The organism is Bradyrhizobium sp. 1(2017) (genome assembly GCF_011602485.2).
Classification (GTDB): Bacteria; Pseudomonadota; Alphaproteobacteria; order Rhizobiales; family Xanthobacteraceae; genus Bradyrhizobium.
The window spans coordinates 5540056-5566452 of sequence record NZ_CP050022.2; the positions used below are offsets into that span (position 1 = coordinate 5540056).

26 protein-coding genes are annotated in these 26397 nt (G+C 64.0%); 10 read left to right on the top strand and 16 right to left on the bottom strand.

Going from position 1 to position 26397, the window contains the following annotated elements:
- Position 1: 1 nt before the first annotated feature.
- From HAP40_RS26365 to HAP40_RS26375, 3 genes are all read right to left on the bottom strand, one after another.
- Positions 2 to 931, bottom strand: coding sequence for an aspartyl/asparaginyl beta-hydroxylase domain-containing protein (locus tag HAP40_RS26365; RefSeq protein WP_166815000.1), 930 nt, complete (start codon positions 929 to 931; stop codon positions 2 to 4).
- Positions 932 to 1075: 144 nt separating this feature from the next.
- Positions 1076 to 1231: a hypothetical protein gene (locus tag HAP40_RS26370; RefSeq protein ID WP_007612486.1), complete on the bottom strand. Its 156-nt coding sequence runs from the start codon at positions 1229 to 1231 to the stop codon at positions 1076 to 1078.
- A gap of 144 nt (positions 1232 to 1375) precedes the next feature.
- Positions 1376 to 2299 (bottom strand): LysR family transcriptional regulator, encoded by a 924-nt coding sequence (locus tag HAP40_RS26375; protein ID WP_166814999.1) that lies wholly within the window; start codon positions 2297 to 2299, stop codon positions 1376 to 1378.
- Positions 2300 to 2512: 213 nt separating this feature from the next.
- Here HAP40_RS26375 and HAP40_RS26380 point away from each other — a divergent pair, with 213 nt between their 5' ends.
- The 3 genes from HAP40_RS26380 to HAP40_RS26390 are packed head-to-tail and all read left to right on the top strand — an operon-like array spanning position 2513 to position 4747.
- Complete coding sequence (locus tag HAP40_RS26380) at positions 2513 to 3223, top strand: SDR family NAD(P)-dependent oxidoreductase (RefSeq protein ID WP_166814998.1); 711 nt, start codon at positions 2513 to 2515, stop codon at positions 3221 to 3223.
- A 15-nt stretch (positions 3224 to 3238) separates the two neighbouring features.
- Complete coding sequence (locus HAP40_RS26385) at positions 3239 to 3475, top strand: tautomerase family protein (RefSeq protein ID WP_166814997.1); 237 nt, start codon at positions 3239 to 3241, stop codon at positions 3473 to 3475.
- A 30-nt stretch (positions 3476 to 3505) separates the two neighbouring features.
- Positions 3506 to 4747, top strand: a complete 1242-nt coding sequence (locus HAP40_RS26390; RefSeq protein WP_166814996.1) for a YbfB/YjiJ family MFS transporter — start codon at positions 3506 to 3508, stop codon at positions 4745 to 4747.
- An 18-nt stretch (positions 4748 to 4765) separates the two neighbouring features.
- On the opposite strand, the gene HAP40_RS26395 is transcribed toward HAP40_RS26390, so the two are convergent.
- The 11 genes from HAP40_RS26395 to HAP40_RS26445 all read right to left on the bottom strand — a co-directional run bounded on the left by HAP40_RS26395 (position 4766) and on the right by HAP40_RS26445 (position 17260).
- On the bottom strand, positions 4766 to 6232 hold the full coding sequence (locus HAP40_RS26395; RefSeq protein WP_166814995.1) for a flavin-containing monooxygenase: 1467 nt from the start codon (positions 6230 to 6232) through the stop codon (positions 4766 to 4768).
- Positions 6233 to 6282: 50 nt separating this feature from the next.
- A complete protein-coding gene (locus tag HAP40_RS26400) occupies positions 6283 to 6702 on the bottom strand; it encodes a nuclear transport factor 2 family protein (RefSeq protein ID WP_166814994.1) in 420 nt (139 codons plus the stop codon).
- Between the two features lie 161 nt (positions 6703 to 6863).
- Positions 6864 to 8285 carry an adenosylhomocysteinase gene (ahcY, locus tag HAP40_RS26405; protein ID WP_166814993.1) on the bottom strand — a complete coding sequence of 474 codons (1422 nt, stop codon included), beginning with the start codon at positions 8283 to 8285 and terminating at the stop codon, positions 6864 to 6866.
- Positions 8286 to 8409: 124 nt separating this feature from the next.
- Complete coding sequence (gene metK / locus HAP40_RS26410) at positions 8410 to 9606, bottom strand: methionine adenosyltransferase (protein ID WP_166814992.1); 1197 nt, start codon at positions 9604 to 9606, stop codon at positions 8410 to 8412.
- A gap of 60 nt (positions 9607 to 9666) precedes the next feature.
- Positions 9667 to 11022: a hypothetical protein gene (locus tag HAP40_RS26415; RefSeq protein ID WP_166814991.1), complete on the bottom strand. Its 1356-nt coding sequence runs from the start codon at positions 11020 to 11022 to the stop codon at positions 9667 to 9669.
- Between the two features lie 414 nt (positions 11023 to 11436).
- A complete protein-coding gene (locus tag HAP40_RS26420; protein WP_166814990.1) occupies positions 11437 to 12555 on the bottom strand; it encodes a cobalamin-independent methionine synthase II family protein in 1119 nt (372 codons plus the stop codon).
- 24 nt (positions 12556 to 12579) lie between these two features.
- On the bottom strand, positions 12580 to 13296 hold the full coding sequence (locus HAP40_RS26425) for an ABC transporter ATP-binding protein (RefSeq protein ID WP_166814989.1): 717 nt from the start codon (positions 13294 to 13296) through the stop codon (positions 12580 to 12582).
- On the bottom strand, positions 13289 to 14044 hold the full coding sequence (locus tag HAP40_RS26430; RefSeq protein ID WP_166814988.1) for an ABC transporter ATP-binding protein: 756 nt from the start codon (positions 14042 to 14044) through the stop codon (positions 13289 to 13291). The genes HAP40_RS26425 and HAP40_RS26430 overlap by 8 nt, the downstream gene beginning before the upstream one ends.
- Positions 14041 to 15069, bottom strand: coding sequence for a branched-chain amino acid ABC transporter permease (locus HAP40_RS26435; protein WP_166814987.1), 1029 nt, complete (start codon positions 15067 to 15069; stop codon positions 14041 to 14043). The genes HAP40_RS26430 and HAP40_RS26435 overlap by 4 nt, the downstream gene beginning before the upstream one ends.
- Positions 15070 to 15077: 8 nt before the next feature.
- Complete coding sequence (locus HAP40_RS26440) at positions 15078 to 15947, bottom strand: branched-chain amino acid ABC transporter permease (RefSeq protein WP_166819358.1); 870 nt, start codon at positions 15945 to 15947, stop codon at positions 15078 to 15080.
- 134 nt (positions 15948 to 16081) lie between these two features.
- Positions 16082 to 17260 (bottom strand): ABC transporter substrate-binding protein, encoded by a 1179-nt coding sequence (locus HAP40_RS26445; RefSeq protein ID WP_166814986.1) that lies wholly within the window; start codon positions 17258 to 17260, stop codon positions 16082 to 16084.
- 590 nt (positions 17261 to 17850) lie between these two features.
- Between HAP40_RS26445 and HAP40_RS26450 the strand changes: the two genes are divergently transcribed.
- A complete protein-coding gene (locus HAP40_RS26450) occupies positions 17851 to 18138 on the top strand; it encodes a hypothetical protein (protein WP_166814985.1) in 288 nt (95 codons plus the stop codon).
- A gap of 65 nt (positions 18139 to 18203) precedes the next feature.
- On the opposite strand, the gene purU is transcribed toward HAP40_RS26450, so the two are convergent.
- A complete protein-coding gene (gene purU / locus HAP40_RS26455) occupies positions 18204 to 19067 on the bottom strand; it encodes a formyltetrahydrofolate deformylase (RefSeq protein ID WP_166814984.1) in 864 nt (287 codons plus the stop codon).
- Positions 19068 to 19222: 155 nt separating this feature from the next.
- Between purU and HAP40_RS26460 the strand changes: the two genes are divergently transcribed.
- Both HAP40_RS26460 and HAP40_RS26465 read left to right on the top strand, forming a co-directional pair.
- Complete coding sequence (locus HAP40_RS26460; RefSeq protein WP_166814983.1) at positions 19223 to 20059, top strand: uroporphyrinogen-III synthase; 837 nt, start codon at positions 19223 to 19225, stop codon at positions 20057 to 20059.
- A 207-nt stretch (positions 20060 to 20266) separates the two neighbouring features.
- Positions 20267 to 21529, top strand: coding sequence for an MFS transporter (locus HAP40_RS26465; RefSeq protein WP_166814982.1), 1263 nt, complete (start codon positions 20267 to 20269; stop codon positions 21527 to 21529).
- A 92-nt stretch (positions 21530 to 21621) separates the two neighbouring features.
- Here the strand turns inward: HAP40_RS26465 and HAP40_RS26470 are convergent, their stop codons facing one another.
- Complete coding sequence (locus tag HAP40_RS26470; RefSeq protein ID WP_166814981.1) at positions 21622 to 22296, bottom strand: Crp/Fnr family transcriptional regulator; 675 nt, start codon at positions 22294 to 22296, stop codon at positions 21622 to 21624.
- 304 nt (positions 22297 to 22600) lie between these two features.
- Here HAP40_RS26470 and HAP40_RS26475 point away from each other — a divergent pair, with 304 nt between their 5' ends.
- From HAP40_RS26475 to HAP40_RS26490, 4 genes are read left to right on the top strand one after another with little or no spacing between them, the layout of a single operon-like run.
- Positions 22601 to 23455, top strand: coding sequence for an ABC transporter ATP-binding protein (locus tag HAP40_RS26475; RefSeq protein WP_414645343.1), 855 nt, complete (start codon positions 22601 to 22603; stop codon positions 23453 to 23455).
- Entirely contained in the window at positions 23452 to 25383 is a 1932-nt protein-coding gene (locus tag HAP40_RS26480) for a long-chain fatty acid--CoA ligase (protein WP_166814979.1), read from the top strand. Before HAP40_RS26475 ends, HAP40_RS26480 begins: the two co-directional genes overlap by 4 nt.
- The gene (locus HAP40_RS26485; protein ID WP_246741314.1) at positions 25380 to 25505 is read left to right on the top strand and encodes an ABC transporter; all 126 of its coding nucleotides are present in this window, start codon (positions 25380 to 25382) and stop codon (positions 25503 to 25505) included. The genes HAP40_RS26480 and HAP40_RS26485 overlap by 4 nt, the downstream gene beginning before the upstream one ends.
- Entirely contained in the window at positions 25502 to 26395 is an 894-nt protein-coding gene (locus HAP40_RS26490; RefSeq protein ID WP_166814978.1) for a branched-chain amino acid ABC transporter permease, read from the top strand. The genes HAP40_RS26485 and HAP40_RS26490 overlap by 4 nt, the downstream gene beginning before the upstream one ends.
- The last annotated feature ends 2 nt before the right edge of the window (positions 26396 to 26397 follow it).

A 26397-nucleotide genomic window follows, 5' to 3' on the forward strand; every position in this document is an offset into this window, starting at 1 on the left:
GCTACCGCAACGCCGACAGCACTATGAGGCCAAGAACCAACGCCGTCAGCGAATACTTCAGCGTGTAGTAGACGTTGCGATTCCACTCCTTCACCTTGCGGCTGGCGAGATGGATCTCGTAGAGCTTGCCGAACACCTTGTTGAGCACGCCGACACTCTCGCCGTCGACGTTCTGGGTCGCCGACGCCTTGACGATGTGATGGCTGACCCAGCGGTTGATCGCGGTCAAGAAGCCGAATTTCATCGGGCGCTCGATGTCGCAGAACAGGATGATGCGATTGACGTCGGTCGCATTCTCCGCGCTGTGGATGAAGGTCTCGTCGAACATGAAGGCTTCGCCGTCGCGCCAGACGCATTCGACGCCGTCGACGAGGATCCGGCACTTGTTCGAGTTGGGCGTGACGAGACCGAGGTGATAGCGCAGCGAGCCTGCGAACGGATCGCGGTGGGCTCCCAGCTTGCCGCCGGGCGGCAGCATCGCAAACATCGCGCCGTGCACCGACGGAATCGCGTTGAGCAGCTCCACCGTCCTCGGGCACAGCGTGCGCGCCGAGGGCAGGAAGTCGTCGTACCATTTCAGGTAGAACCGCTTCCAGCCGCTCTTGAAGAAGGAGTAGAAACCCCAGTCGTTGTTCTTGGCGGCGACACGAATGAAGCCTTTGTCGAACAGGCGCACCGCTTCGTCGCGGATGGTCTCCCAATTCTCGCTCAGCGGCTTGAGCTCCGGAAACTGCTCGACTGAGATCACCGGCTTGTTCGGCACCGCCGAGCCCGCATACATCAGCACATTGTAGGGAGCGAGGTAGGTCGAGTGATCACCGAGCTGGCGCGCGAAGCGCAGCCGCTGCTTGCCGCGGAAGTGAACGTAAATCGTTGAGGCCGCCAGCACATATAGAATGACAAGTTGCGGCGCAAAAAGCTGTTTCAACATTTCCCCGTTCCCCAGTGACCCAGCCGGAGACGTGATCTACTCCTGCCCGCCGCAAGCAGCAAGATATTCACCTGCGGGTTGCAATCACGCTGGAGAGAGCGCTCGGACGGACCTCGGGGCCGATAGGGCCGAAACTAGCCCTAATCAAGCCCGGGACAGTGCCTGGAGCCCCTTGAAGGTCAGACGCTTGGGATCGGTGACGCCGGCGAGATAGAGTCGGCGGATGAACGCGATGACGGCGTCGCGGTCGCAATCGGTCAGCGCGACGACGGCGTCGACCGCGATTCTCTGGGCTTCCATTGGGCTCACCTCGGCCTTGCGAGTACCCCGGCCGAGACAGGCTAGGACTGATCCGTTAAATCGGCGTTAACCGTTTTGGAACCATCGCCGATTCATCCGGGCCGCCGTATACGCAAAACAACGCATTGCGGGGCGCGAAGCAGCTCAGCGCGCACTGATACTCTTCTTCAGTAGTGCAAACTGCTTCTTCAGCCTTGGCACGGCGAAGTCGGTGAAGGCGCGCACCTTCGACACCGAGAGCCGGCCCTGCGGGCAGATGAGATGTGCGGGCATTTCCGGATCCGCATCACCAGCCAGCACGATCTCGAGCTCGCCGCGCGCGACCTGCTCGGCCACCTGGTACGAATACATCCGCGCCACGCCGCGCCCGGCGACTGCCGAGGCCACCGCGGCATAGGTGCTGTTGACGACGAGCCGAGGCGTGAATTGCACAGTCCGCGCAGCCGATGAGCCGGCCCGCGGCGCAAAGGTCCAGGAATTCGGAAGGTGCGCCATCGCCACGATCTGATGTTTTGCCAGATCGCCCGGCTCATTGATGCGCGGATGCTGCTTCAGATAGCGCGGGGCAGCGACCACGACGCGGCTGATCTCGCCGACCCTCATCGCCACCATCGCCGAGTCCGCGAGAGGTCCGATCCGGAGCGCGATATCGATGCCCTCCTCGATCAGGTTGACCGCGCGGTCGAACAGCAACAGCTTCGCTGACACCGTCGGATAGGCATCGAGAAACCCATCCAGGATCGGCCGCAGCACCATCTCACCCGACACCACGGGAGCAGTGATCGTGAGCAGGCCACGCGGCGCGGTGCGCGGTCCGGCCGCGATGTCGTCGGCCTCCTCCAGCTCGGAGAGCACGCGGCGGCAGATCGCGACATAGCGCTCGCCCTCCTCGCTCAGCTTGATCGAGCGCGTGGTCCGGTGCAGCAGCTCGGCGCCGACACGCTCCTCGAGAAAGGCGATGGCGCGGCTCACCGCAGCCGGCGAGCGGCCGAGCTTACGGCCCGCGGCGGCCAGGCTGCCCTCGTCCACCGCGAGGACGAACACCTTCATCGCATCCAGACGATCCATGCGCTTCCCGCCGCCCCCTGAGATTCCGCCCGCAGGCTAGGCGTTCGCCGCTGCCGCGACAACCGGCTGGGATGCCGCGCCGCCATTCGCTCGCCGCGCGAAAGAATGTCTGCCGGACAGCGCGTATTCGCATCCGGGGCGCCGCGGCGTACGTCAATGGCCAAGCCAGCCGCTGCTGGCGCCAAATCTCAAAGGCAACAACAGGAGCCCGTCATGGGTATCGAGCAAAAGGTCGCCATCGTCACCGGAGCCTCGCAGGGCATCGGCGCCGCCCTGGTCCAGGGTTTTCGCGATCGCAACTATCGCGTCGTCGCAACGGCGCGCTCCATCAAGCCGTCGGGTGACGATGACGTCCTCGCCATTCCCGGCGACATTGCCGACCGGACCACCGCCGAGCGCGCGGTGTCCCAAGCCATCGCCCGCTTTGGCCGCGTCGACACGCTGGTCAACAATGCCGGCATCTTCGTCGCAAAGCCGTTCACCCAATACACGGCCGAAGATTATGCGGCGGTGATGGGCACCAACGTCGCAGGCTTTTTCCACATCACGCAGCTCGCGACCGCCGAGATGGAGAAGCAAGGCTCCGGCCACGTCGTCCAGATCACGACCACCCTGGTCGATCACGCCAACTCCAACGTGCCCTCGGTACTGGCCTCGTTGAGCAAAGGCGGGCTCAACGCCGCGACGAAATCGCTGGCGATCGAATATGCCAGGCGCGGCATCCGCGTGAACGCGGTTTCGCCTGGGATCATCAAGTCACCGATGCACCCGGTGGCAACGCATGCTCAGCTCGACGCGCTGCATCCCGTCGGTCACATGGGCGAGATGTCCGACATCGTCGATGCCGTGCTCTATCTCGAGGGCGCCTCGTTCGTCACCGGCGAGATCCTGCATGTCGATGGCGGCCAAAGCGCCGGCCACTGAACGAGGGAGAGACACATGCCCATCGTCACCATTCAAGTGACCCGCGAGGGATCGACGCCGGGAGCGGCGTCGATCACGGCGGAGGAGAAGGCCGCGCTGATCAAGGGCTCGAGCCAGCTCCTGCTCGACGTGCTCGGCAAGCCGCCGGAATCCACCTTCGTCGTGATCGAGGAAGTCGACACCGATAATTGGGGCTGGGGCGGCCTGCCCGTGCAGGAATTCCGGCGTCGCCGCGCTGCCCAGACCGGATGATCCGCGCGCCATTGCGCGCTGGAGGATGACATGACCAACGCAAATACCAAGCAGCACTTGAAGACCCGGCCGCACCGGCGGCCGGGATCAGACATACAACAGACCTCACAACGAACGTGGCGATACGCCGTGGCAGGCTTGGCCGCCTCGCTGGTTGGGCTCGGTCTTGCTCGCTTTTCGTACACGCCGCTGATCCCGGCCCTGATCGCCGCGAAATGGTTCAGTGCGTCCGACGTCGTCTATCTGGGCGCGGCGAACCTTGCCGGCTATCTCGCCGGCGCACTCGCGGCGCGCGCCGTCGCAATCCGGATCGGCGCGGTCCGCGCGCTGCGCGCAATGATGCTGCTCGCCACCCTCTCCTTCTTCGCCAGCTCGGCCCCGGTCTCGTTCACCTGGTTCTTCGCGTGGCGTTTTCTGTCCGGCCTCACCGGAGGCATCATCATGGTGCTCGCAGCGTCCGTCATTTTGCCGCACACCTCGGTCACCAGACGCGGCCTTGTCGGCGGCGTGATCTTTGCGGGCGTCGGCCTCGGCGTCGCCGCGTCAGGCACGCTGGTGCCGCTGTTGCTGCAGCAGGGCCTGCAGCAGAGCTGGTATGGCCTCGGCATACTCTCGGCCGTGCTGACGCTGGCGAGCTGGTGGAACTGGCCGGCCGACGTCAAGGCTGATGCGGCACCCTCGCATCAGCCGAAGCACCATCGCGCCTCGCCAGTCGAACGTGCACTGCTGATCCAGTACGGTCTCAACGCCGTGGCGCTGGTGCCGCATATGGTGTTCATCGTCGACTTCGTCGCACGCGGCCTCGGCCACGGCATTGCCGCGGGATCGCGCTATTGGGTGCTGTATGGCCTCGGCGCGATCGTGGGACCGCTCGTCACCGGCCATCTCGGTGATCGCTCCGGGTTTGGTCCGGCGCTGCGCGCGGCCTTCCTGATCGAGGCGGCCGCGGTGCTGCTCCCGACCGTCAGCACGGCACCTGCCTCGCTGATCGTGTCGAGCGTGGTGGTCGGAGCCTTCACGCCCGGCATCGTACCGCTGGTGCTCGGACGCATCCATGAGCTGATCCCGCACGCGACCGAGCAGCAGCGCGCGACATGGAGCCACGCCACCACCAGCTTTGCGCTGTTCCAGGCAGCCGCCGCCTACGGCTTCTCCTGGATCTACGCGCAAACCGGCGGCGATTATCTGGTCCTGTTTTCTCTCGGCGGCGGCGCCGTCGTCCTGGCGCTCGCGATCGACCTTGGCCTCGCGCTGACCACGCGCAAAGCGTAACCGCAGGCGGCGGCGCGATCAGGAATACTGCATCACGCCGTCGTCGATCCGGCCGAAGCGTAACGAGACGATGTCGAACGCATAGTTCTGATAAAGCCGCCATGGCCGCTTCGAGCCCTGTTTCGGCATTTTTGCCACCGAGCGCTGCACATAACCCGAGGTGAAATCGAGCGACGGCTGCACGGTGATCTCAGGATCGTCATTGTGCGGCATGCACTGGCGGAAATTGTGCCGGTCCATGTAGTTGATGAGCCGGCAGACATATTCGCAGGTGAGATCGCATTTCAGCGTCCAGGACGCGCTGGTGTAGCCGAAGGCCGAGGCCATGTTGGGCACGTCCGCGTACATCATGCCCTTGTAGGTCAGCGTATTGGCAAAATCGACGGTACGGCCATCGACGCTGATCTCGAGGCCGCCGACGACCTGGAGCACCAGCCCGGTTGCGGTGACGATGATGTCGGCTGCAAGCTCCCGGCCGTCCTTGAGACGAATGCCGTCGCGCGTGAACGTGTCGATTTCATTGGTGACGACTGAAGCGCGCTGCTCACGGATGGCCTTGAACAAGTCGCCATCAGGCACGAGGCACAGCCGCTGGTCCCAGGGATTGTAGCGCGGCGTGAAATGGGTGGCGACATCATAGCCGGGGCCGAGCGCCATCTGCACGCCTTTGAGGATCAGGTCCTTCACCTTCGCCGGCCGGCGCCGGCTGAGCTGGAAGAAGAACATCCCCCACATCACGTTGCGCCAGCGGATCAGATGATAGGCCAAGCGTGCCGGCAGATTGCGGCGCAGCTTGTTGGCGACGGGATCCTGCGCCGGACGCGACACTACATAGGTCGGCGAGCGCTGCAGCATGGTGACCTGCGCCGCCTTCTTGGCGAGCTCCGGCACCAGCGTCACTGCCGTCGCGCCCGAACCGATCACGACGACGCGTTTTCCCTCGTAGTCGATGTCATCGGTCCATTTCTGCGGATGCACGATATGGCCGGCGAAGTCTCCGACACCCTTGAACTCCGGGGTGTAGCCGGCCTCGTATTTGTAATAGCCCGAGCACATGAACAGGAAATTGCAGGTGAAGCGCACCAGCTCCGTCACGCCTCCGCCTGCCGTCCGCTCCGCCTCGACGGTCCAGCGCGCCTCAGATGTCGACCACGCGGCGCGCTTGACGCGATGGCGGAAGCGGATGCGCTTCTCGATGCCGTTCTCAGTCGCGGTCTCGCGCACATAGTCCAGGATCTGCGGCCCGTCGGCGATCGCCTTCGGATCGGTCCACGGCTTGAAGGAATAGCCGAGCGTGAACATGTCGCTGTCGGAGCGGATGCCGGGATAACGAAACAGATCCCAGGTGCCGCCGATGCAGTCGCGCCCCTCGAGGATGACGTAGCTCTTGGTCGGGCACTTCGTCTGCAAATGATAGCCCGCCCCGATGCCGGACAGGCCGGCACCGACGATGAGGACGTCGAAATGTTCTTTGGCTTCAGCCATGGCGCTTCTCCCCGACACAGGATGGGCGACGCCGGGCTGAATTGCAACCGTCAGGCGGTGGCAGCGCCGTAGACAAGGGCCGTGTCGAAATACTCGTAGAATTCGATCGCCTTGCCGTCCTTGAAGCGCCAGAAATCGACCTTCGGGGTCTCAGCGACCTTCCCGGTCCTTTTGTTGGTCCAGGCACACGAGCCGCGCGCGAAAACGGCGTCGCCCTGCGCGACGTATTCATTCATGGTGTAGTGCCGCATGCTCCAGTCAGCCAGCAGACCATCGAAATAGCCACGCAGCTTGGTGCGGTCGTCATAACACCTGGCAAAGGGCACCGCCGGAGCCCCCTGCGGCAGCGAGTCGAATTTGATCTGCGGGCCGATCACGCTGTCGAACCAATAATCGACGCTGCCGCCCTTGCTGTCGTTCCACCGCCGATAGGCTTCCTTGAGCAACTGAACGTTGGCTTCGCTGGACATCGCATTCCCTCCATATGCATTTGACAATGAACGTGGGAAACGCGGCCACCCGCTTCCGAAGTGGCGGGCTTGTTCTGGCTCTACCTGAAAGCGTACCACAGGGGGACGCAACAAAAAAAGCCCCGGATCGCTCCGGGGCCTTTGTCGCAACTGCGTACCGATCAGTAGCGGTAATGATCCGACTTGTACGGGCCTTCCTGCTTCACGCCAATGTAGTCGGCCTGGTCCTTGCGCAGCTCGGTGAGCTTCACGCCGATCTTGGCGAGGTGCAGGCGGGCGACCTTCTCGTCGAGGGTCTTGGGCAGCACGTAGACTTCCTTCTTGTACTTGCCGTCCCTGTTGTTGGCGAACAGCTCGATCTGCGCCAGCGTCTGGTTGGTGAAGGACGCCGACATCACGAAGGACGGGTGCCCCATCGCGTTGCCGAGGTTCACGAGGCGGCCTTCCGACAGCATGATGATGCGATGCTTGTCGGGGAACTCGATCTCGTCGACCTGCGGCTTGATGTTGGTCCACTTCAGATTGCGCAGAGACGCGATCTGGATCTCGTTGTCGAAGTGGCCGATGTTGCAGACGATGGCGCGATCCTTCATCGCGCGCATGTGCTCGATGGTGATGATGTCCTTGTTGCCGGTCGCGGTCACGAAGATGTCGGCGCGGGGCGCGGCGTCTTCCATGGTCACGACCTCGTAGCCTTCCATCGCGGCCTGCAGCGCGCAGATCGGATCGACTTCCGACACCATGACGCGGCAGCCGGCCTGGCGCAGCGAAGCCGCCGAGCCCTTGCCGACGTCGCCGAAGCCGGCGACCATCGCGACCTTGCCCGACAGCATCACGTCGGTACCGCGGCGGATGCCGTCGACCAGCGATTCACGGCAGCCATAGAGGTTGTCGAACTTCGACTTGGTGACGCTGTCGTTGACGTTGATCGCCGGCCACAGCAGCGTGCCGGCTTTCTGCATGTCATAGAGACGATGAACGCCCGTGGTGGTCTCTTCGGAAACGCCCTTGATGCTCTCGGCGATCGCGGCGAAGTAACCCTTCGGCTTCTCCTTGAGCTGCTTCTTCAGAAGCGCGAAGAAGATTTCCTCTTCCTCGGAGCCCGGCTTGTCGAGGAAGGCGGTATCACCCTTTTCGGCGCGCAGGCCGAGATGGACGTACATGGTGGCGTCGCCGCCGTCGTCGAGGATCATGTTCGGGTGACCGCCGCCGTGCCAGTCGAACAGCTTGGCGGTGTAGTCCCAATATTCGGTCAGGCTCTCACCCTTGACCGCGAAGACCGGAATGCCGGCGGCCGCGATCGCGGCGGCGGCATGGTCCTGCGTCGAATAGATGTTGCAGGAGACCCAGCGGATGTCGGCGCCGAGGGCTGCCAGCGTCTCGATCAGCACGCCGGTCTGGATCGTCATGTGCAGCGAGCCCGCGATACGCGCGCCCTTCAGCGGCTGCTTCGGGCCGTACTCCTCGCGGGTGGCCATCAGGCCGGGCATCTCGGTCTCGGCCAGCGAGAGTTCCTTGCGGCCGAAATCGGCGAGCGAAATGTCCTTGACGATGTAATCGGTGAAGCCGGGCTTCGCGTTCATGGCGAGTGTCCTGTTGTTGAACTCGTCATTCCGGGGCGCCTCGAAGAGCCGAACCCCGGAATCTCGATGTGACGGATGAGGATCCCGGGCGCGCTCGCGTAAGCGCCCCGGGATGTCGCGTAGATTAGAGCGCGCGCTTGAGCTGCTCGACGAGATCGGTCTTCTCCCAGGAGAAGCCGCCCTCGTTATCGGGCGTGCGGCCGAAATGGCCGTAGGCCGAGGTGCGCGCGTAGATCGGCCGGTTGAGATCGAGATGGCTACGGATACCGCGCGGGGTGAGGTCCATCGCCTTGGCGGCGGCCTTCTCGAGCTGGTCCTCCGACACCTTACCGGTGCCGTGGGTGTCGATGTAGATCGACAGCGGACGCGCGACGCCGATGGCGTAGGCGAGCTGCAGCGTGCAGCGGTCGGCAAGGCCGGCGGCGACGATGTTCTTGGCGACGTAGCGCGCGGCATAGGCCGCAGAGCGGTCGACCTTGGTCGGATCCTTGCCGGAGAACGCGCCGCCGCCATGCGGGGCCGCACCGCCATAGGTGTCGACGATGATCTTGCGGCCGGTCAGGCCGGAATCGCCGTCGGGACCGCCGATGTAGAACTTGCCGGTCGGGTTGATGTGCCAGATCGTCTTCGGCGTGATCCAGTCCTTCGGCAGCGCCTCGCGCACATAGGGCTCGACGATGTCGCGGATCTGCTTGGACGAGATGTCCTCGACCAGATGCTGATGCGAAACCACGATCTCGCGCACGCCGACCGGCTTGCCGTTCTCGTACTGCACGGTGACCTGGCTCTTGGAGTCCGGACCGAGCACCTTCTCCTTGCCGGAGTGACGGGCTTCGGAGATGAGGCGGAGGATCTTGTGGGCGTAGAAGATCGGCGCCGGCATCAGGTCGGGCGTCTCGTTGGTGGCGTAACCGAACATGATGCCCTGGTCGCCCGCGCCTTCTTCCTTGACCTCGCCCGGCTGCAGCGCATCGACGCCTTGCGCGATGTCGGCCGACTGCGGATGCAGCAGGATCTCGATGTCGCAGGTCTTCCAATGGAAACCGTCCTGCTCGTAGCCGATGTCCTTGATCGCGCCGCGGACCACGCTCTCGATCTGCTCGTTGGTCACCGACTTCGGACCGCGGGTCTCGCCGGCGATCACCACCTTGTTGGTGGTTGCCAGCGTCTCGCAGGCGGCGCGGATCTGCCAGGGGTCGATGCCCGCCTTCGGCCCTTCGCGATAGAACAGGTCGACGATCTCGTCGGAGATCCGGTCACAGACCTTGTCCGGATGACCCTCGGACACGGACTCGCTGGTGAAGAGATAGGACGCGCGCATCAGTAACCCCTTGTTCCGCCGCTAGCCGGCGGGCGTTTGCGATGTTTACTTTTGATGATGTCAATCACGCCGACGCGAGATGACGTAGGATTCGTCGAGAAACCAGAGCCCATTGTACTTTCGCAGCACGTCCCTGGCGGCATCCAGAGTGCGGCCGTTTTGAGTCATTTCTGTCAACCGGTCGTCCTCAATCTGAGCGACATACACCGCCGCATTCCACGCTGCAAAGGCCGTCGAGGTTCCGATGGTGCCAGTGACCTCGTTGGGCAGCGCTTCCATATCATACCTGAAGATCGAACGGTTATCCGCATAAGCATTAAAATTTAAGTCGCGGCCCACCGACCCAAGTTCATATTTAACGGCACGAAGTAGCTCATGACGGCTGACCGAGAAAGGATTTTCTCCGGGCCAGATCGCCTGGATCATTTCCATGCCCGGATCCTGGCCGTGGGAGTGGATTCCGATCAGCCTGCCCCCCGGCCGAAGCGCCCGGGCCAGGGGCGCAATGATCCGCTTGGCCCGGAAATTGACCGAGGACAGCGCCCGGTAGGGCTGGGATGCGATGACGAGGTCGAAATTGGCCTCGGTCTGGCCCGGACGCGGAATGGTCGAATCCAGCAGGAACCTGTGGTCCTCGCGATAGAGCACGAGGACGACCGGCCGCTCGTAGAGGGGCATGGCCGTGCGTGGGCTGATCGCCGCGCGCCAGTTCTGCTCCAGAAACGGCCTCAGCTCCGCGATTTGCTGCTCGAACTCGCCCGATGAGCCGCCACGCAGCGGCACCTCATGCCAGACGGTGGCGGCCGCCGCCGCAGGCGATGCCGGCGTGAGCCAGGGCGCCTCCGCGTAGAACATGTTGGTGAAGACGAACACCGATGCGGGATGCTCGAAAATGCGATCCGGCACCTTCTCCAGCGTCAGGCGCAGGTCCTCGAGACTGAGCTCCTTGCCCGCGACATAGAACGGCATGTGTGGGAAGCGCTGGTGAGTTGCGCGCAGCACCCGCGCCAGCACCGTGCCGTCGCCGACGCCCGCGTCGAACAGGCGCAGCGCCGGCGGGCGCGGATGGATGGAGGCGAGCTCCAGCGCAACCCGGTCCGCGATCACCCGTTTTTCGCTGCAGGTGTGGACGAACAGCAGGTATTTCTGGCGGTTCTCGAAGAAGCGGAAATTGCCACGCGGATCGCGCTTTTCCGGCGGGACCTGAAGTCCTCGCGGCGGCGGCACGCCGCCAGCCATGGAGGCGGCCATATAGGCCTGGATCCGCTCCAAGGTGTCGATGGTGATGCGCTTTCCCTCGCGCAGGCGATGCACCAGCTTCCCATCGTTCACCGCGCGGCGGCCAAAGGTCGATTCCGCCATATCCGCCTTGCGGCAGAACTCGGTGATTTGGCTCAGGATTTCGTCGTTCTTCATATGTGGGAAAGCGGTGGGCAGAAAGAATGGGACACATATCCTAGCAAATTCTGCCCACTGGGGAAATAGCGGATCAAGACAATCCCACCGCCTTTGCCGACACGACCGCGCCGGGCCGGGCCGCGCGCGACGGCGAAGGCGCGAACTCGCCGCTCACGCGCGCCATGACGGCGCGCCGAGGCTGGAGGTTCGGCAGATGCTGACGTGGATGCGGCTGAGCGGTGTCGGCCACGAACCAGAAGCAGGCGCCGCGGCCGAACTCTTCGTTGCCGGGCGTGGTCTATCTGGCCGAGCGAGCGGGCTGGTCGACGTGAGGCGGCGACCGCACCCTATCATGCCGCCCCGGCGAAAGCCGGGACGACACCCAGGGCGCAGCGAGACTTTCGGTCGCCGGCGCGACGAACAGTGCAGAGCTCAGTTGCCCCAAACTTCTTTCGCGATCTCGACCGCGAGGCTGAGCTTGGCCCATTGCTCCTCCTCGGAGAGGATGTTGCCCTCTTCCGTCGAGGCAAAGCCGCATTGCGGGGAGAGCGCGAGCTGCTCCAGCGGCGCAAACTTGGCGGCTTCTTCCAGACGGCGCTTGATGTCGTCCTTCTTCTCGAGCTCGCCGAACTTCGAGGTGATGACGCCGACCACGACGACCTTGTTGCCCTTGGGCAGGAAGCGGAGCGGCTCGAAGCCGCCGGCGCGGTCGCTGTCGTATTCGAGGAAATAGCCGTCGTAATTGGTGCCGGCGAGCATGGTCTCGGCGACCGGCTCGTAGCCGCCCGAAGAGATCCAGGTCGAGCGGAAATTGCCGCGGCAGACATGCGTCGTCACCACCATGTCGGCGGGCTTCTCGGCCAGCGCGTAGTTGATGACGCGGGCATAGATCTGCTGGAGACCGTCCGGATTGTCGCCGCGCTCGCGCGCCTTCTGCAATTCGTCCTGCGAGCAGAGATAGGCCCAGACGGTGTCGTCGAACTGGAGATAGCGGCAACCGGCGTCGTAGAACGCCTTCACCGCCTTGCGATAGGTCTTGCCGAGATCCTCGTAGAAGGCGTCGAGATCGGGATAGACGTCCTTGGAGATCGACTTGCGGCCGCCGCGGAAGTGCAGCACCGCGGGCGACGGGATCGTCATCTTGGCGGTGACGTGGGCCTGGTCGGCGGACTTCTTCAGGAAACGGAAATGGTCGAGCATCGGGTGGTCGTCGGGGAAGTCGAGCTTGCCGATCACGCGCACCGCATCGTGACGGGTCTGCACGCCGGTGAACTGGATGCCGGCGTCGGGGTGGAACAGCTCGCAGCCGGTGAGCTTGGCGAGAAAGTCGAAATGCCACCAGGAGCGGCGGAATTCGCCGTCAGTCGCGAGCTTGAGCCCGAGCGAGGCCTGCTTGTGCACGACCTTCTCGATCTCCATGTCCTCGATCTTGCGCAGATCGTCGGCCGAGATCTCGCCCTTCTCGAGACGGCTGCGGGCTTCCTTGATCTTGGCCGGGCGCAGAAGACTGCCGACCTCGTCGGCGCGGAAGGGGGCTTTGGTTCGCTGCATGTCTTACTCCCTGGACATTTTCGTCTAGTGGGCCGCTGCCCCGGCGACGCCGAGATGGCGTTCCAGCACCGAGGGGTCGGTTTTCAGCGCGGCGCTCGGCGCGTCGTGGACGATCGTTCCGCGCTCCAATATCACGACACGGTCGGCCAGCCCCAGAATCTTTTGGGCATTCTGCTCGACGATGATCGAGCAGATGCCGCCTGCCCGCGTGATGCTGCCGATCGCCTTGAGCAGCTCCTCGACGATGATGGGGGCAAGGCCCTCGGTCGGCTCGTCCAGCAGCAGCACTTTCGGATTGAGGGTCAGCGCGCGGCCGATCGCCAGCATCTGCTGCTCGCCGCCGGATAGCTGGTTGCCGAAATTGCTCCGCCGCTCCTTCAGCCGCGGGAACATCTCGTAGACCTTCTCGACGGTCCAGGGGCCGGGCTGCGCCACCGCGGTCATGTTCTCTTCCACCGTGAGCGAGCGGAAGATGTTGCGCTCCTGCGGCACCCAGCCGATGCCGGCGCGCGCCCGCTGGTCGGGCCGGAGCAAGGTGACATCCGTGCCGGCGAGCGCAATCGAGCCCGAGAAACGGCGGGTGACGCCGACGATGGAGTTGATCAGCGTGGTCTTGCCGGTGCCGTTGCGGCCGAGCAGTGCCAGCACCTGCCCTTCGGCGAGGCGCAGCGACATGTTCGGCAGCACCACCGCCTCGCCATAACCGGCGCGAAGCGAGTCGATCGCGAGCAGGTCAGACATTGACCGCCTCCTCGCCGAGATAGACCGCCTTCACTTGCGGATCTCGCGCGACCTGTTCGGGCGGGCCTTCGGTGAGCAGCGCGCCCGAGACCAGCACCGAAATGCGGTCTGCGAAGGAGAAGACGAGGTCCATGTCGTGCTCGATCAAGAGCACGGTTACGTCACGCGGCAGCGCGCCGACGACGGCAAGAATGTCGTGGCGCTCGCTCTCGGGGACGCCGGCGGCGGGCTCGTCCAGCAGCAGGACGCGCGGCTTGGCGGCGATCGCGACCGCGATCTCGAGCAGGCGCTGCTTGCCGTAAGGGAGCGTCACGGTCTGTTCGTTCATGACGTCGAGCAGATGGAAGCGCGCGAGCAGATCGGCGATCTCGCCATTGACGTCGCTGCGCGTGCCCATTCGCCGCCACCAGTCGCCGCCATGACCGAGGCGCTCGGAGACGGCAAGTCCGATGGTCTCGAGCGGGGTGAGATCCGGATAGAGCTGGTTGATCTGGAAGGTCCGCGACAGGCCGCGCAGCACCCGCTTGTGCACGGGCAGATCGGTGATGTCCTGGCCTTCGAGCAGGATGCGGCCGGAGTTCGGCTTGAGCACGCCGGTGAGCTGGTTGATGACCGTGGTCTTGCCGGCGCCGTTCGGGCCGATCAGCGCATGGCGGGCGCCCTGCTCGACCTTCAAGGACAGGTCGCGGGTGACGCGCAGGCCGCCGAAGGTCTTTTCGAGATTCCGGGTTTCGAGCGCGATGGTCATGCCTCGCTCTCCGGCACGGCGACGACGGCCTTGCGCCCGGCAAACTGCTTGATGATCAGGTTGGGGACATACAGCACCCAGCGGTGCAGGCGCTGACGGCCGATCAGCACGATCAGCACCAGCACGAGGCCGATCCAGAACTGCCAATATTGCGGCGTGATGGTGGAGAACAATTCCTGGAGCATGCGGAACACCACCGCGCCGATCAGCCCGCCATAGAGATAGCCGGTGCCGCCGATGACCAGGACCAGCATCAGGTCCGCCGAGCGCTCGAAGGCGAACACGTCGAGCGAGGCGATCGCGGTGGTCTGGGTGAACAACGCGCCTGCGATGCCGGCATAGAAGGCCGCGAGCGTGTAGATCGCGATCAGGCGGCGGTTGACGGGAATGCCGATCGCGGCGGCGCGCAGCGGATTGTTCTTGATCGCGCGCAGCGACAGGCCGAACGGCGAATGCACCACGCGGCGGGCGAACAGGAACAACAGGAACAGCACGGTCAGCGAATAGAAGAAGCCAGTCTTGCCGAACATGTCGAACGGAATCTCGCCGAAGATCGGCTGCATCTCGATGCCCTGCAAGCCATCGGTGCCGCCGGTAATGTTGGAGAAGCGTTCGGCGAGTGCTTCCAGCAGCAGCGCGATGCCGAGCGTGACCATCAAACGCGTCAGGTCGACGCCGCGGATCACCAGGAAGCTGGTGGCAAAACCGAGCACCATCGCGGCAAGGCCGGCGACGATCATCGCCAGCACGGGTTCCTTGACGATGCCGTGCAGCGCGAGGAGACCTGCGGCATAGGCGCCGACGCCGAAGAACGCGGCATGGCCGAGCGAGACGATGCCGGCATAACCGAGGATGAGGTCGAGCGACATCGTGAACAGCGCCAGCCGCAGGATGTCGGTCATGATCAGATAGCGCGTGGGAAAGAGAAAGCCGCAGGCCAGTACGATCAGCCAGAAGGCGATCTCGCCATAGTGCCAGCGCGCCTGGCGCTGGGCGTGATAACCGACGTCGGAAGCAGCGCTCATCGGCGGACTCACCGCGCGGCCGTGCGGCCGAACAGGCCGTTCGGGCGCCAGATCAGGATCACGATCATCATGGTGTAGATCACGAAGGGTCCCATCTTCGGCACGTAATATTTCCCGGCGACATCGCCGATGCCGAGCAGGAGGGAAGCCAGGAACGGCCCGGTGATCGAGGAGGAGCCGCCGACGGTGACCACGATCAGGAAGTAGATCATGAACTTCAGCGGGAAGTACGGGTCGAGGCCGAGGATCTCGGCGCTCAGCGCGCCGCCGAGGCCGGCGAGACCGCACCCGAAGGCAAAGGTGAAGGCGAACACCTGCGGCACGTTGATGCCGAGGCCGCTGGCGGCGCGGGGATCATCGACCGCGGCGCGCAGGCGGCTGCCGAAGCGCGTCTTCGCCAGCACCATCTGCAGGCCGATGGTGAGCAGGCCGCAGATCACGATGATCATCAGCCGGTAGCGGCCGATGCCGACGCCGAACACGTCGAACTGACCCTGGAGCGCGGCCGGCAAATTGATGAAGACGCGCGAGGAGCCCTGGATGTAGTCGACGGCCGCGACCGACATGAAGGTCAGACCGATGGTGAACAGCACCTGGTCGAGATGGCTGCGCGCATAGAGATGTCGATAGAGCGTACGCTCGAGCGCGATGCCGATGGCCGCCGCTGAGACGAAGGCGAGCGGCAGGGCGGCGAAGAACGGCCAGCCCATCCGGTTGACCAGCACCATGCAGATATAGCCGCCGGCCATGGCAAAGGCGCCATGGGCGAGATTGACGAAGTTCATCAGGCCGAGCGTGACCGCGAGCCCGCAAGCGAGCACGAACAGCAGCATGCCGTAGGCAACGCCATCGAACAAATTGGTGAGGATCGCGGTCATCGGGAGCGGGTGAACCTTGGTAATCACTCGTCATTCCGGGGCAGCGCGGAGCGCTGAACCCGGAATCTCGTTTCAACAATTTCGAGATCCCCGATGCGCGCTAAGCGCGCTCGGGGATGACGCGCTTTCGCGCGTCACTTCTTGGTCTTGCCGAGATCCTTGACGGCCTCGAAGGTCGCGAACTCGACATTGTAGAGCTCACCGTCGACCTTCTCGACCTTGCGGATGTAGATGTTCTGCACGATGTCGCGGGTCTCGGGGTCGATCGAGATCGGGCCGCGCGGGCTTTCCCACTTCTGGCCCTTCATGGCTTCGATCAGCTTGTCGCCGTTGGTGTCGCCGCCCGTCTTCTTCAGCGCTTCGTAGATCAGGTGAATGCCGTCATAGCCGCCCACGGCCATGAAGCCCGGGCGGGTGCCGAACGCCTTCTTGTAAGCGGCGACGAAATCCTTGTTCATCTGCGAGGGATGCGCCGCGGAGTAGAGGTGCGCGGTGACGGTGCCGAGCACGGCGTCGCCCATGTTGTTGAGCAGGTCGTCGTCCGTGACGTCACCGGGTCCGATCACCTTGATGCCGGCCTTGTCGAGGCCGCGCTCCGCATACTGCTTCATGAAGTTGCCGCCCTGGCCAGCGGGCACGAACACGAAGATCGCGTCCGGCTTGGCGTCCTTCATGCGCTGGAGGAACGGCGCGAAGTCCGGATTGGCGAGCGGCGTCTTGACCTCTTCGACCACCTCGCCGCCACCGGCGGTGAAATGCTGCTTGAAGAAGTTCAGTGCGTCATTGCCCGGCGCGTAGTCCGAGGTCAGGGTCGCCACCTTCTTGATGCCGTTCTTGACCGCCCAGTCGCCGATGATGGTGGAGGACTGCGCCAGCGTGAAGCTGGTGCGCACGATGTAGGGCGAACGCTCGGTGATGATCGAGGTGCCGGCCGCCATGACGACTTCCGGGATCTTGGCCTGGGTCGCGAGCGGCGCGGCCGCAAGCGCGGCGGGCGTCACGCCGAAGCCGGCGATGAAATTGACCTTGTCGTTGACGATCAGCTCCTGTGCGGCCGTCTTGGTCTTGTCGGGGATCGCCGCGTCGTCCTTGAGGATGATCTCGACCTTCTTGCCGGCGACGGTATCGCCCTTCTGCTGCATGTAGAGCTTGATCGCGTTCTCGATCTGCTTGCCGGTCGAGGCCTGACCGCCGGTCATCGGCAGGATCAGCCCGATCTTGACGGCGTCCTGCGCCTTCGCAGGCGCGACGGCAACGAGGCCGGAGATGGCAGCCACCGCAGCCGCCCAAGGAAATTGTTTGCGTACGAACATCAGACGTCCCTCCCCTTCATTCCTGACTCTTGTGCCCTGAACCGCGTGCCCGGTCCTTGCCGCGCTTCAACTTGCGGACAAGCCATGCCGTGCGGCCACATGGCGTCCTCTGCAACCCCGTTGTCAATCGAACCTTGGGCGACCATTGGGCGCAAGCGCAGTCCTGGTCGACGGCAGCAAGGATACATTTGTACGATTGTACAAAGAAAATGGACTTGTCAACGAAAAAGCCTTCGCTGCTCGCATCAGGTGTTCGCGAATGCCTTGAAGGGCGACTCTGGCGACGCGCCACCGGGCTGTGAATGGAGCATTCCGCCTCTGACTTGCAGAATGCCGACATTCCCGAAGGCATTCGCCGCTGAAGCTGTGAGGTTATGCCCGAAGGTTTCCCGCTGATGAATACGTTATGTATACCATATCAGCTGATGCAACCCTCTCAAGCACGAAAAAGTCTTACTACCGTACCTTTATGTATACAGAGGAATCCGTCTTCGAATAAGCCAATTTTACTTGTTGTGGACTACAGTCCACCGCCGCGCCATTCGGCGTCCCGTCACCCGCGCCCGACAGGGCACGACATAAAGATACTCATGCGCTTCCGTTCGTCGTCGATCGCTGCCGTCTTCGTTCTGCTGGCTTCGAGCCTTGCCGGCTGCGGCACCGTCAACGAAAGACTCTCATCCGGCGTGGGCGATTACGTCCCGCAATGGGCGGGCGGCCTGCCGGCCGATGCCCCGCCACGCCCGGGCACGCCGCAATACGACGCCTACATGAAGGAGCGCGAACGCAAGCGGCTGATGCCGGCGGCGGACCGCGAAAAAGAAGAGCAGGCGCAGAAGGGCGCGACGGGGTCTTCGTCGGCGGGCGCGGTGCGATAAGAGGCTAATGGCGAATAGGTAGCGAATAAGGAAACTACCTTTATCTATTCGCTACTCACCACTCACTAATCCACGAACACCACGGTCTTGCGGCCGTTGAGAATGACGCGGTCGTCGAGATGGTAGCGGATCGCGCGAGCGAGCACGCGGCGCTCGATGTCGCGGCCCTTGCGGACCAGATCTTCCGGCGTGTCGCGATGGCTGATGCGCTCGACGTCCTGGTCGATGATCGGGCCCTCGTCGAGGTCGCGAGTGACGTAATGCGCGGTGGCGCCGATCAGCTTGACGCCGCGCTCATGGGCCTGGTGATAGGGTTTTGCGCCCTTGAAGCCCGGCAGGAACGAGTGGTGGATGTTGATGCAGCGGCCCGACAGTTTCGCCGAGAGATCATCGGACAGGATCTGCATGTAGCGCGCGAGCACCACGAGATCGGTCTTGGTGTTGCCGACGAGGTCCATAATCTGGTCCTCCTGCTCCCGCTTGCTCTCCTTCGTCACAGGCAGGTGGTGGAACGGGATGCCGCCGAAATCGAGCCCGGAATAGACCTCGCGCGGATGGTTGGAGACGATCGCGGTCGGGATCATCGGCAATTCGCCGGTGCGCCAGCGATAGAGGATGTCGACCAGGCAGTGGTCGGACTTCGACACCAGCAGCATCACCTTGCGATGCGCAGCGCGGTCGCGCATCTGCCATTCCATTCCGAAACGCTCGGCGATCGCCGCAAAGCCTGTCTGGAGCGCCGACAGTTCCACGGCGAGATCGGCCGCGGTGAACACCACCCGCATGAAGAACTTCTTGGTCTCGACGTCGTCGAACTGCTGGGCGTCGAGAATGTTCTGTCCGTTATGGGCGAGGAATGTCGACACCGCCGAGACGATGCCAGGGCGATCCGGACAGGACAGGGTCAGGACATATTGGTGATCGGGCATGTTGATGAACAGGCTTGGCTCTTGATGAAGGATTGGGCAGAGGCTGCGAAGTCCAGCGATTTGCGCCCTGCTCTATCACCGACCCCGCCCTTGCGCCAATCCCGCACGCGGAGTCAGGATGAATCGACGATTGCGAATTTGACCGGAGCGCACCCATGGCCGACCGCTTGAACGGCACCCGCATCCTGATCCTGGAAACACGCGAGGAGGCGCAGTTTTCCAAGCTTCTGGCCGAGCAAGGCGCCGAAGTCGTGCAGTGCCCGATGTTCACCATCCAGGATGCGCCGGACCCGGCCTCGGTCGAGGCCTGGATCCGCCGCGCCGTCGACAAGCCGTTCGACGATCTCGTGCTGATGACCGGCGAAGGCCTGCGGCGGATCATGAAGCTCGCCGTCGCGCGTAGGCTCGATCAGGCTCTGGTGGCAGCGCTCGCGAAATCGCGAAAATTCACCCGCGGTCCGAAGCCCGGCAAGGCACTGCGCGAAATCGGCCTCGAGGCGCAGCAGACCACGGAAAAGCCGACCACCGATGGCGTGATCGAGATGCTTGGCAGGCTCGACCTGAAGGGCCGGCGTCTTGGCCTCCAGCTCTATCCGGACAAGGACCACAGTGCGCTGACCGGCGCGCTTGCCGCGCAAGGCGCCGAGGTCGATAGCGTGCTGCCTTATGCCTACGACTCCAAGGCGGCGGATGCCAACATCGTCGCCGCGATCGAGGACATGGCCGAGGGCCGGATCGATTCCGTCGCGCTGACCAATCTCGGCCAGGTCCGCCGCCTGGTTGAGGCCGCGAAGGCGCATGGCAGCGAGGCGCGCCTCCGCGCCGGCCTGGAGCGGACGCTGATCGCCTCGGTCGGTCCGGCCGTCTCCGGCGAGCTCGCCGCGCATGGCCTGCGGACGGACGTCTCTCCGCCGGAGGACGCCTATTTCATGCGCCCGCTGATCTCGGCGATGGCCGCAGCGTTGGCGGAGCGGAAGCCGGCGACGCACTGATCCGAGAGGGCGCTACATCGCGGCATTGCCCGCGAGCCGACCCGCGCGTCTGCGCAAACCGGTGACGCGCTTGCGGCGGGCCGGCGCGCCGAACCCGCCGTGCATGGCGGCATGCGGCAGCTTTGATTGACACAGGCATCGCCGGCGCTACGTTCTCGCGCAGAAGAAGAAACAAGAAGGAATCGCCGTGACACGCGTCAACGCGACGTGAGTGAAGTCGCGCGGTCTTCGGCGCTCGCGCCATTCCGCATCCGCAACTATCGCTTCCAGTGGCCATCCGACCTGCTCACCTCCTGGGCGTTCGAGGTCGAGACGCTGGTGCTCGGCTGGTACATCCTGGTCGAGACCGGCTCGGTGCTGCTGCTCACCGTGCTTGCTTCGCTCCAATTCGTCGGGACACTGGTTGCGCCGGTCTTCGGCATGATCGGCGATCGCATGGGTCATCGCGACCTCCTGGTCGCGATGCGTCTTGCATATACGGTGCTGTCGTCCACCATCATGGTCCTGGCGCTGACCGGTCATTTGTCGCCGCTGAGCGTCATGATCATCGTCGCGATCATGGGCCTGATTCGTCCCTCCGATCTCGGCGTCCGGGGCGCGCTGCTGGCCGAGATCATGCCATCCGAGCAACTGGTCGGGGCCATCAGCGTGGCGCGCACTACCCAGGACAGCGCCCGCATCGCCGGAGCATTGACGGGCGCCGGGCTGTTCGCCGTCCTCGGCATCGGCCTTGTCTATGTGGCGATCGCCTGCCTCTATTTCACTGCCGCGCTCCTCATGCTCTGCCTGACCAGGCCGAAGAGAACCGTCACCACGAGCGATCTTCCCGCGAACAGCCACGCCATTTCCCGGCTGTTCGGCGACCTCAAGGAGGGGGTCGTCTACGCCTGGAACGGCCCGGGAATGCGCGCGGCGCTCTGCGTCGCCTTTCTGGCCAATCTCACCGCGTTTCCTTTCACCGGCGGATTGCTGCCCTACATCGCGCGCGAGATCTTTCAGACCGACCAGACCGGCCTCGGCTATCTCTCGGCGAGCTTCGCCGTCGGCTCGCTGATCGGCTCCATCACGCTCAGCGTCGTCGGCGGACTTCGCATTGCCCGGCTGCTGATCGGCGCGACGCTGGCCTGGTACGCCATGCTGCTGGTCTTCGTCGAGGTCAGGACCATGCCGGTGGCGATGGCCTGCCTCGTCCTCGCCGGCATCGCGCAGAGCATGTCGATGATTTCGGCCGCCGTGATCCTGATGCGGACGGCGAGTGCCCATCTGCGCGGCCGCGTCATGGGCGTGCGCATGATGGTGATCTATGGCCTGCCGCTCGGCTTGCTCGCCGCGGGCAGCCTGATCGACATCATCGGCTATTCCGCCACGGGCTCGCTCTATGCCGCCTCGGGGATCGTCGCGATGCTGGCGATCGCAATCCGCTGGCGCGCCGACCTCTGGCCGGAGCACGCCCCGGCCAATGCGCGCTAGAGCCACGTTCCGATGAATTGGAACGGCTCTCTAGATCTTCGTCTTGACGCGTTTTCTTGACGCGAACCGTATCCACTTCGCTCGAAAACGCTCTAATCCCCGTAACCGCGCAACCGCTCGATATCGAGGATGGTGACGCCGCCATATTCGAGCCGCAGCAGTCCCTCTTTCTCCAGCCGGTTCAGCGCGCGGTTGGCGTTCTGGCGGGACATGCCGGAGAGCGCGCCGATCTCCTCCTGGGTGATCTCCAGATGGGCGGTCGATTCGGGATAGAGGATCGGGTTGAACAGCGAGGCGATGCTGCGCGCGAGGCGCGCGGTGGCATCCAGCGTGCGGTTGACCTCGAGCATGCCGATGAATTGGCCGAGCCGCTCGTTGAGCTGGCGCACCAGAAAGCGGTTGAAGCCGACGCTGTTCTCGAACAGCCACATGAAGGCGCTGCGTTCCATCAGCGCGACCCGGCTGTCGCGCAGCGCGACCACGTCATAGCGCCGCGGCTCGTTCTTGAGCACGCTGCCTTCGCCGAACCAGGCGCCTGCCGTCAGCCCGGCCAGACTCGTCTCCTTGCCGTCGCGCGACACCCCGCCCATCCGGGCGAGTCCGCCCACCATGCCGGCCCAATAGTCGAAGGTATCGCCGCGCATGAAGACGGTCTCGCCGGTGCCGTAGGACCGTTCGGTGATTCCACCGCGTGCGACCTCGATCTCCGCTTGCGTGAGCTCCCGCGACCAGGCGGCGATGCGCTTCAGTTGATCCTCTGAAATCATGATCTCGAAGCCAGCCGCACCGTTTCGTCACTCCACCCTTCTGTTGCACCGCAACACGATCGCCGCGGCGGCCATCCGACGAAAGATGAACGCCGTGCCCGCCCGAAAAACTTTGTCACCGAATTGTCAGGCCGAAGACATTTCAAAATAGCGCTTTCCCGTATTGAGAGCCACCTTGGGCGATGCGGCTTTTGATCCCTGACGGGAACGAAGGCGGCGCGGGTCCGGTCGAGACCAATGGCTGCATGGCCTGACGGGGACGACCGTACTAGGATTGCCCGAAAACAACGGATGAAGAGCGCCGATGAATGCGCCATCACCGGGAGGGATTTGTTTGGTGGCTACCAGTCTCGAAGTGCGCGGCGTGTCCTTGCGATTCGGTGGCGTCCGTGCGCTGACCGATGTCGGCTTCGCCATCAAGGAAGGCGAGCTGTTCTCGATCATCGGCCCCAACGGCGCCGGCAAGACCTCGATCGTGAACTGTATTTCCGGTCGCTACAAACCGACCGAGGGCCAGCTGTTCTACCAGGGCCGCGACATCACCGGCTTGACGCCGAATGCCCGGGCCTCGCTCGGCATCGGCCGCACCTTCCAGAACCTGGCGCTGTTCCACCACATGAGCGTGCTCGACAACATCATGGTCGGCCGCCATCACCTCCTGAAGAACAATTTCCTCACGGGCTCGCTGTACTGGCTCACCGGCGCACGCAAGGAGGAACTCGAGCACCGCCGCAAGGTCGAGGAGATCATCGATTTCCTCGATCTGCAGTCGGTGCGAAAGGCCACCGCCGGCACCCTCTCCTACGGCCTGCGAAAGCGCGTGGAGCTCGCCCGCGCCATGGCGCTGGAGCCGCGCCTCATCCTCCTCGACGAGCCGATGGCCGGCATGAATTTCGAAGAGAAGGAGGACATGGCCCGCTACATCGTCGATCTCAACGAGGAGTTCGGGATGACGGTCGTGATGATCGAGCACGACATGGGCGTGGTGATGGACATCTCCCATCGTGTCATGGTGCTGGATTTCGGCAAGAAGATCGCGGAGGGCGATCCCGCCGCCGTCCTCGCCGATCCCCACGTCAGGCGCGCCTATCTCGGCGAGGAGGACGAGGTGCTGGTCGATCCGGATGACGCCTCGCCCGCGCAGGAGAGCGCGGCATGATGGATTATGCGGGACGCGTCGCGCAGGCCGACACCTATCCCAAGATGCTCCGGCTCAACGCCAGGGAGCATGGCGGCGAGATCGCGCTGCGCGAGAAGGATCTCGGGCTTTGGCGCCTGTTCACCTGGAACGATTACCAGACTCGGGTGCGCGATTTCGCACTCGGTCTCCTCGAGCTCGGCCTTGGCCGCGGCGATGTCATCGGCATCATCGGCGACAACCGGCCGGACTGGGTCGCGGCGGAAATCGCGACGCATGCGATCGGCGGCCTCAGCCTCGGCCTCTATCGCGACGTGCTGAATGAGGAAGCCTCTTATCTGCTGACCTATGGCGAGGCACGGCTCGTCTTCGCCGAGGACGAAGAGCAGGTCGACAAGCTGCTCGCGCTCGCCGAGCGCGTGCCGAAGCTGAAGCACATCATCTATTCCGATCCGCGTGGAATGCGGAAATATGACGATCCCAGGCTGATGTCGGCGGAAAAGTTCGCCGACCTCGGCCGCGCGCGGGCCGCTCGCGAGCCGGAGCTTTACGATCGCCTGGTGGACGCGACCAAGGGCGAGGATGTCGCCATCCTCTGCACGACGTCGGGCACGACTTCGCATCCCAAGCTCGCGATGCTCGCGGCCGGCCGCGTGCTCGGCCATTGCGCGACTTACCTGGCCTTCGATCCGAAGGGACCCGACGACGAATACGTCTCGGTGCTGCCGCTGCCCTGGATCATGGAACAGGTCTACGTGCTCGGCAAAGGCCTGTTGTGCCGGATGAAGGTCAATTTCGTCGAAGAGCCGGATACGATGATGAACGATCTGCGCGAGATCGCGCCGACCTTCGTGCTGTTCGCGCCGCGCGTCTGGGAATCGATCGCCGCAGACGTCCGCGCCAAGGTGATGGACGCCACGCCCTTGAAGCAGCGGATGTTCGACGTCGGCACGAAGTCGGGTCTAACCGCGCTCGCGCAGGGAAAGCGCTCCGGTCTTGCCGACGCGATCCTGTTCCGCGCGCTGCGCGACCGCCTCGGTTTCACCCGCCTGCGTTCGGCCGCGACCGGCGGCGCGGCGCTCGGCCCTGAAACCTTCAAGTTCTTCCAGGCGATGGGCGTGCCGCTGCGGACGCTTTACGGCCAGACCGAGCTGTTAGGTGCCTACACCTTGCACCCCGAGGGCAAGGTCGACCCTGATACGACCGGCGTGCCGATGGCCGACAGCGTCGAGATCCGGATCGACAATGCCGACGTCCACGGCGTCGGCGAAATCGTCGTGCGGCATCCCAACATGTTCCTCGGCTATTACAAGAACCCCGAGGCAAGCGTCGCCGACATCAAGGACGGCTGGATGTTGTCGGGCGATGCCGGCTACTTCAACGAGAATAGGCAGCTCGTCGTCATCGACCGCATCAAGGATCTCGCCGAGACCTCGCGCGGCGAGCGCTTCTCGCCGCAATTCATCGAGAACAAGCTGAAATTCTCGCCCTACATCGCCGAGGCCGTGGTCCTGGGCGCCGGCCGCGACGCGCTCGCCGCCATGATCTGCATCCGCTACTCCATCATCTCGAAATGGGCGGAGAAGAACCGCCTTTCCTTCACTACCTACAGCGATCTCGCCTCGCGGCCCGAGGTCTATACGCTGCTCCAGAAGGAAGTCGAGACCGTCAACGCCACGCTGCCGCCGGCCCAGCGCATCTCGCGTTTCCTGCTGCTTTACAAGGAGCTCGACGCCGACGACGGCGAGCTCACCCGCACCCGTAAAGTGCGCCGCGGCGTCATCAACGAGAAGTACGCAGGGATCATCGATGCGATCTATCGCGGCGATGCCGACATCCCCGTCGACACCGTGATCCGCTTCCAGGACGGCACCACGCAACGTGTGCGCACCACGCTACGCGTCGTGGATCTCGGCGGGCACGGGCATATGGCGGAGGCGGCGGAGTGACACAGACGATCGTCATGCGCGGGCTTGACCCGCGCATCCATCCTCTTCCGAACAAGCTTCTTTCCACATCGATGGATTGCCGGGTCAAGCCCGGCAATGACGAGCTGGATCAACGGTCATGAACACCGCCTTCCTCTTCCAGCTCCTGGTCAACGGCCTCGTGGTCGGCACGCTCTATGGCGTGGTCGCGATGTCGTTCGTGCTGATCTACAAGGCGACGCAGGTCGTCAATTTCGCGCAAGGCGAATTGCTGCTGGTCGGCGCCTGGGTGTGCTGGGCTCTGCTGGCGAAATACCAGGTACCGTTCTGGATCGGCATGCCAATCACGCTGGTGTTCATGTTCGTGTTCGGCATCGCGGTCCAGGTCCTGATCCTGCGGCCGATGATCGGCGAACCGATCATCTCGGTGATCATGGTGACGATCGGTCTCTCTACCGTGCTCCAGGCGACGCTGAAATGGATGTTCGGCGTCAATCCGCAGCCGTTCCCACGCGTGTTCGAGAGCCAGTCGGTCGGCCTGTTCGGCCTCCAGATCCAGACCGTCTACGTCATGAGCCTCGTGGTGTCGGTCGCGATGATGATCGGCATGGCCTGGTTCTTCCGCGCCTCCAAATATGGCCTCGCGATGCGCGCCACGGCATTCAACCAGCAAGTTGCGCAATCGCTCGGCATTTCCGTCAAGAGCGTGTTCGCGATGGCCTGGGCGATCTCGGCAACCGTCTCGGCCGTGGCCGGCGTCGTGGTCGCGGTCGTGAACGGCGTGTCCTCGGGCCTTGCCGCCTACGGCATCAAGGTGTTTCCGGCGGCAATTCTCGGCGGGCTCGACTCCGTCGGCGGCGCCGTGCTCGGCGGCATCATCATCGGGCTGCTCGAGAACGTCGCGCAATATGTCGACAGCGAGTACCTGCACTGGGGCAATCTCTACGAGATCGCGCCGTTCTACGTCCTCATCATCGTGCTGATGATCAAGCCCTACGGCCTGTTCGGCACCCACGACATCGAGCGGATCTGACC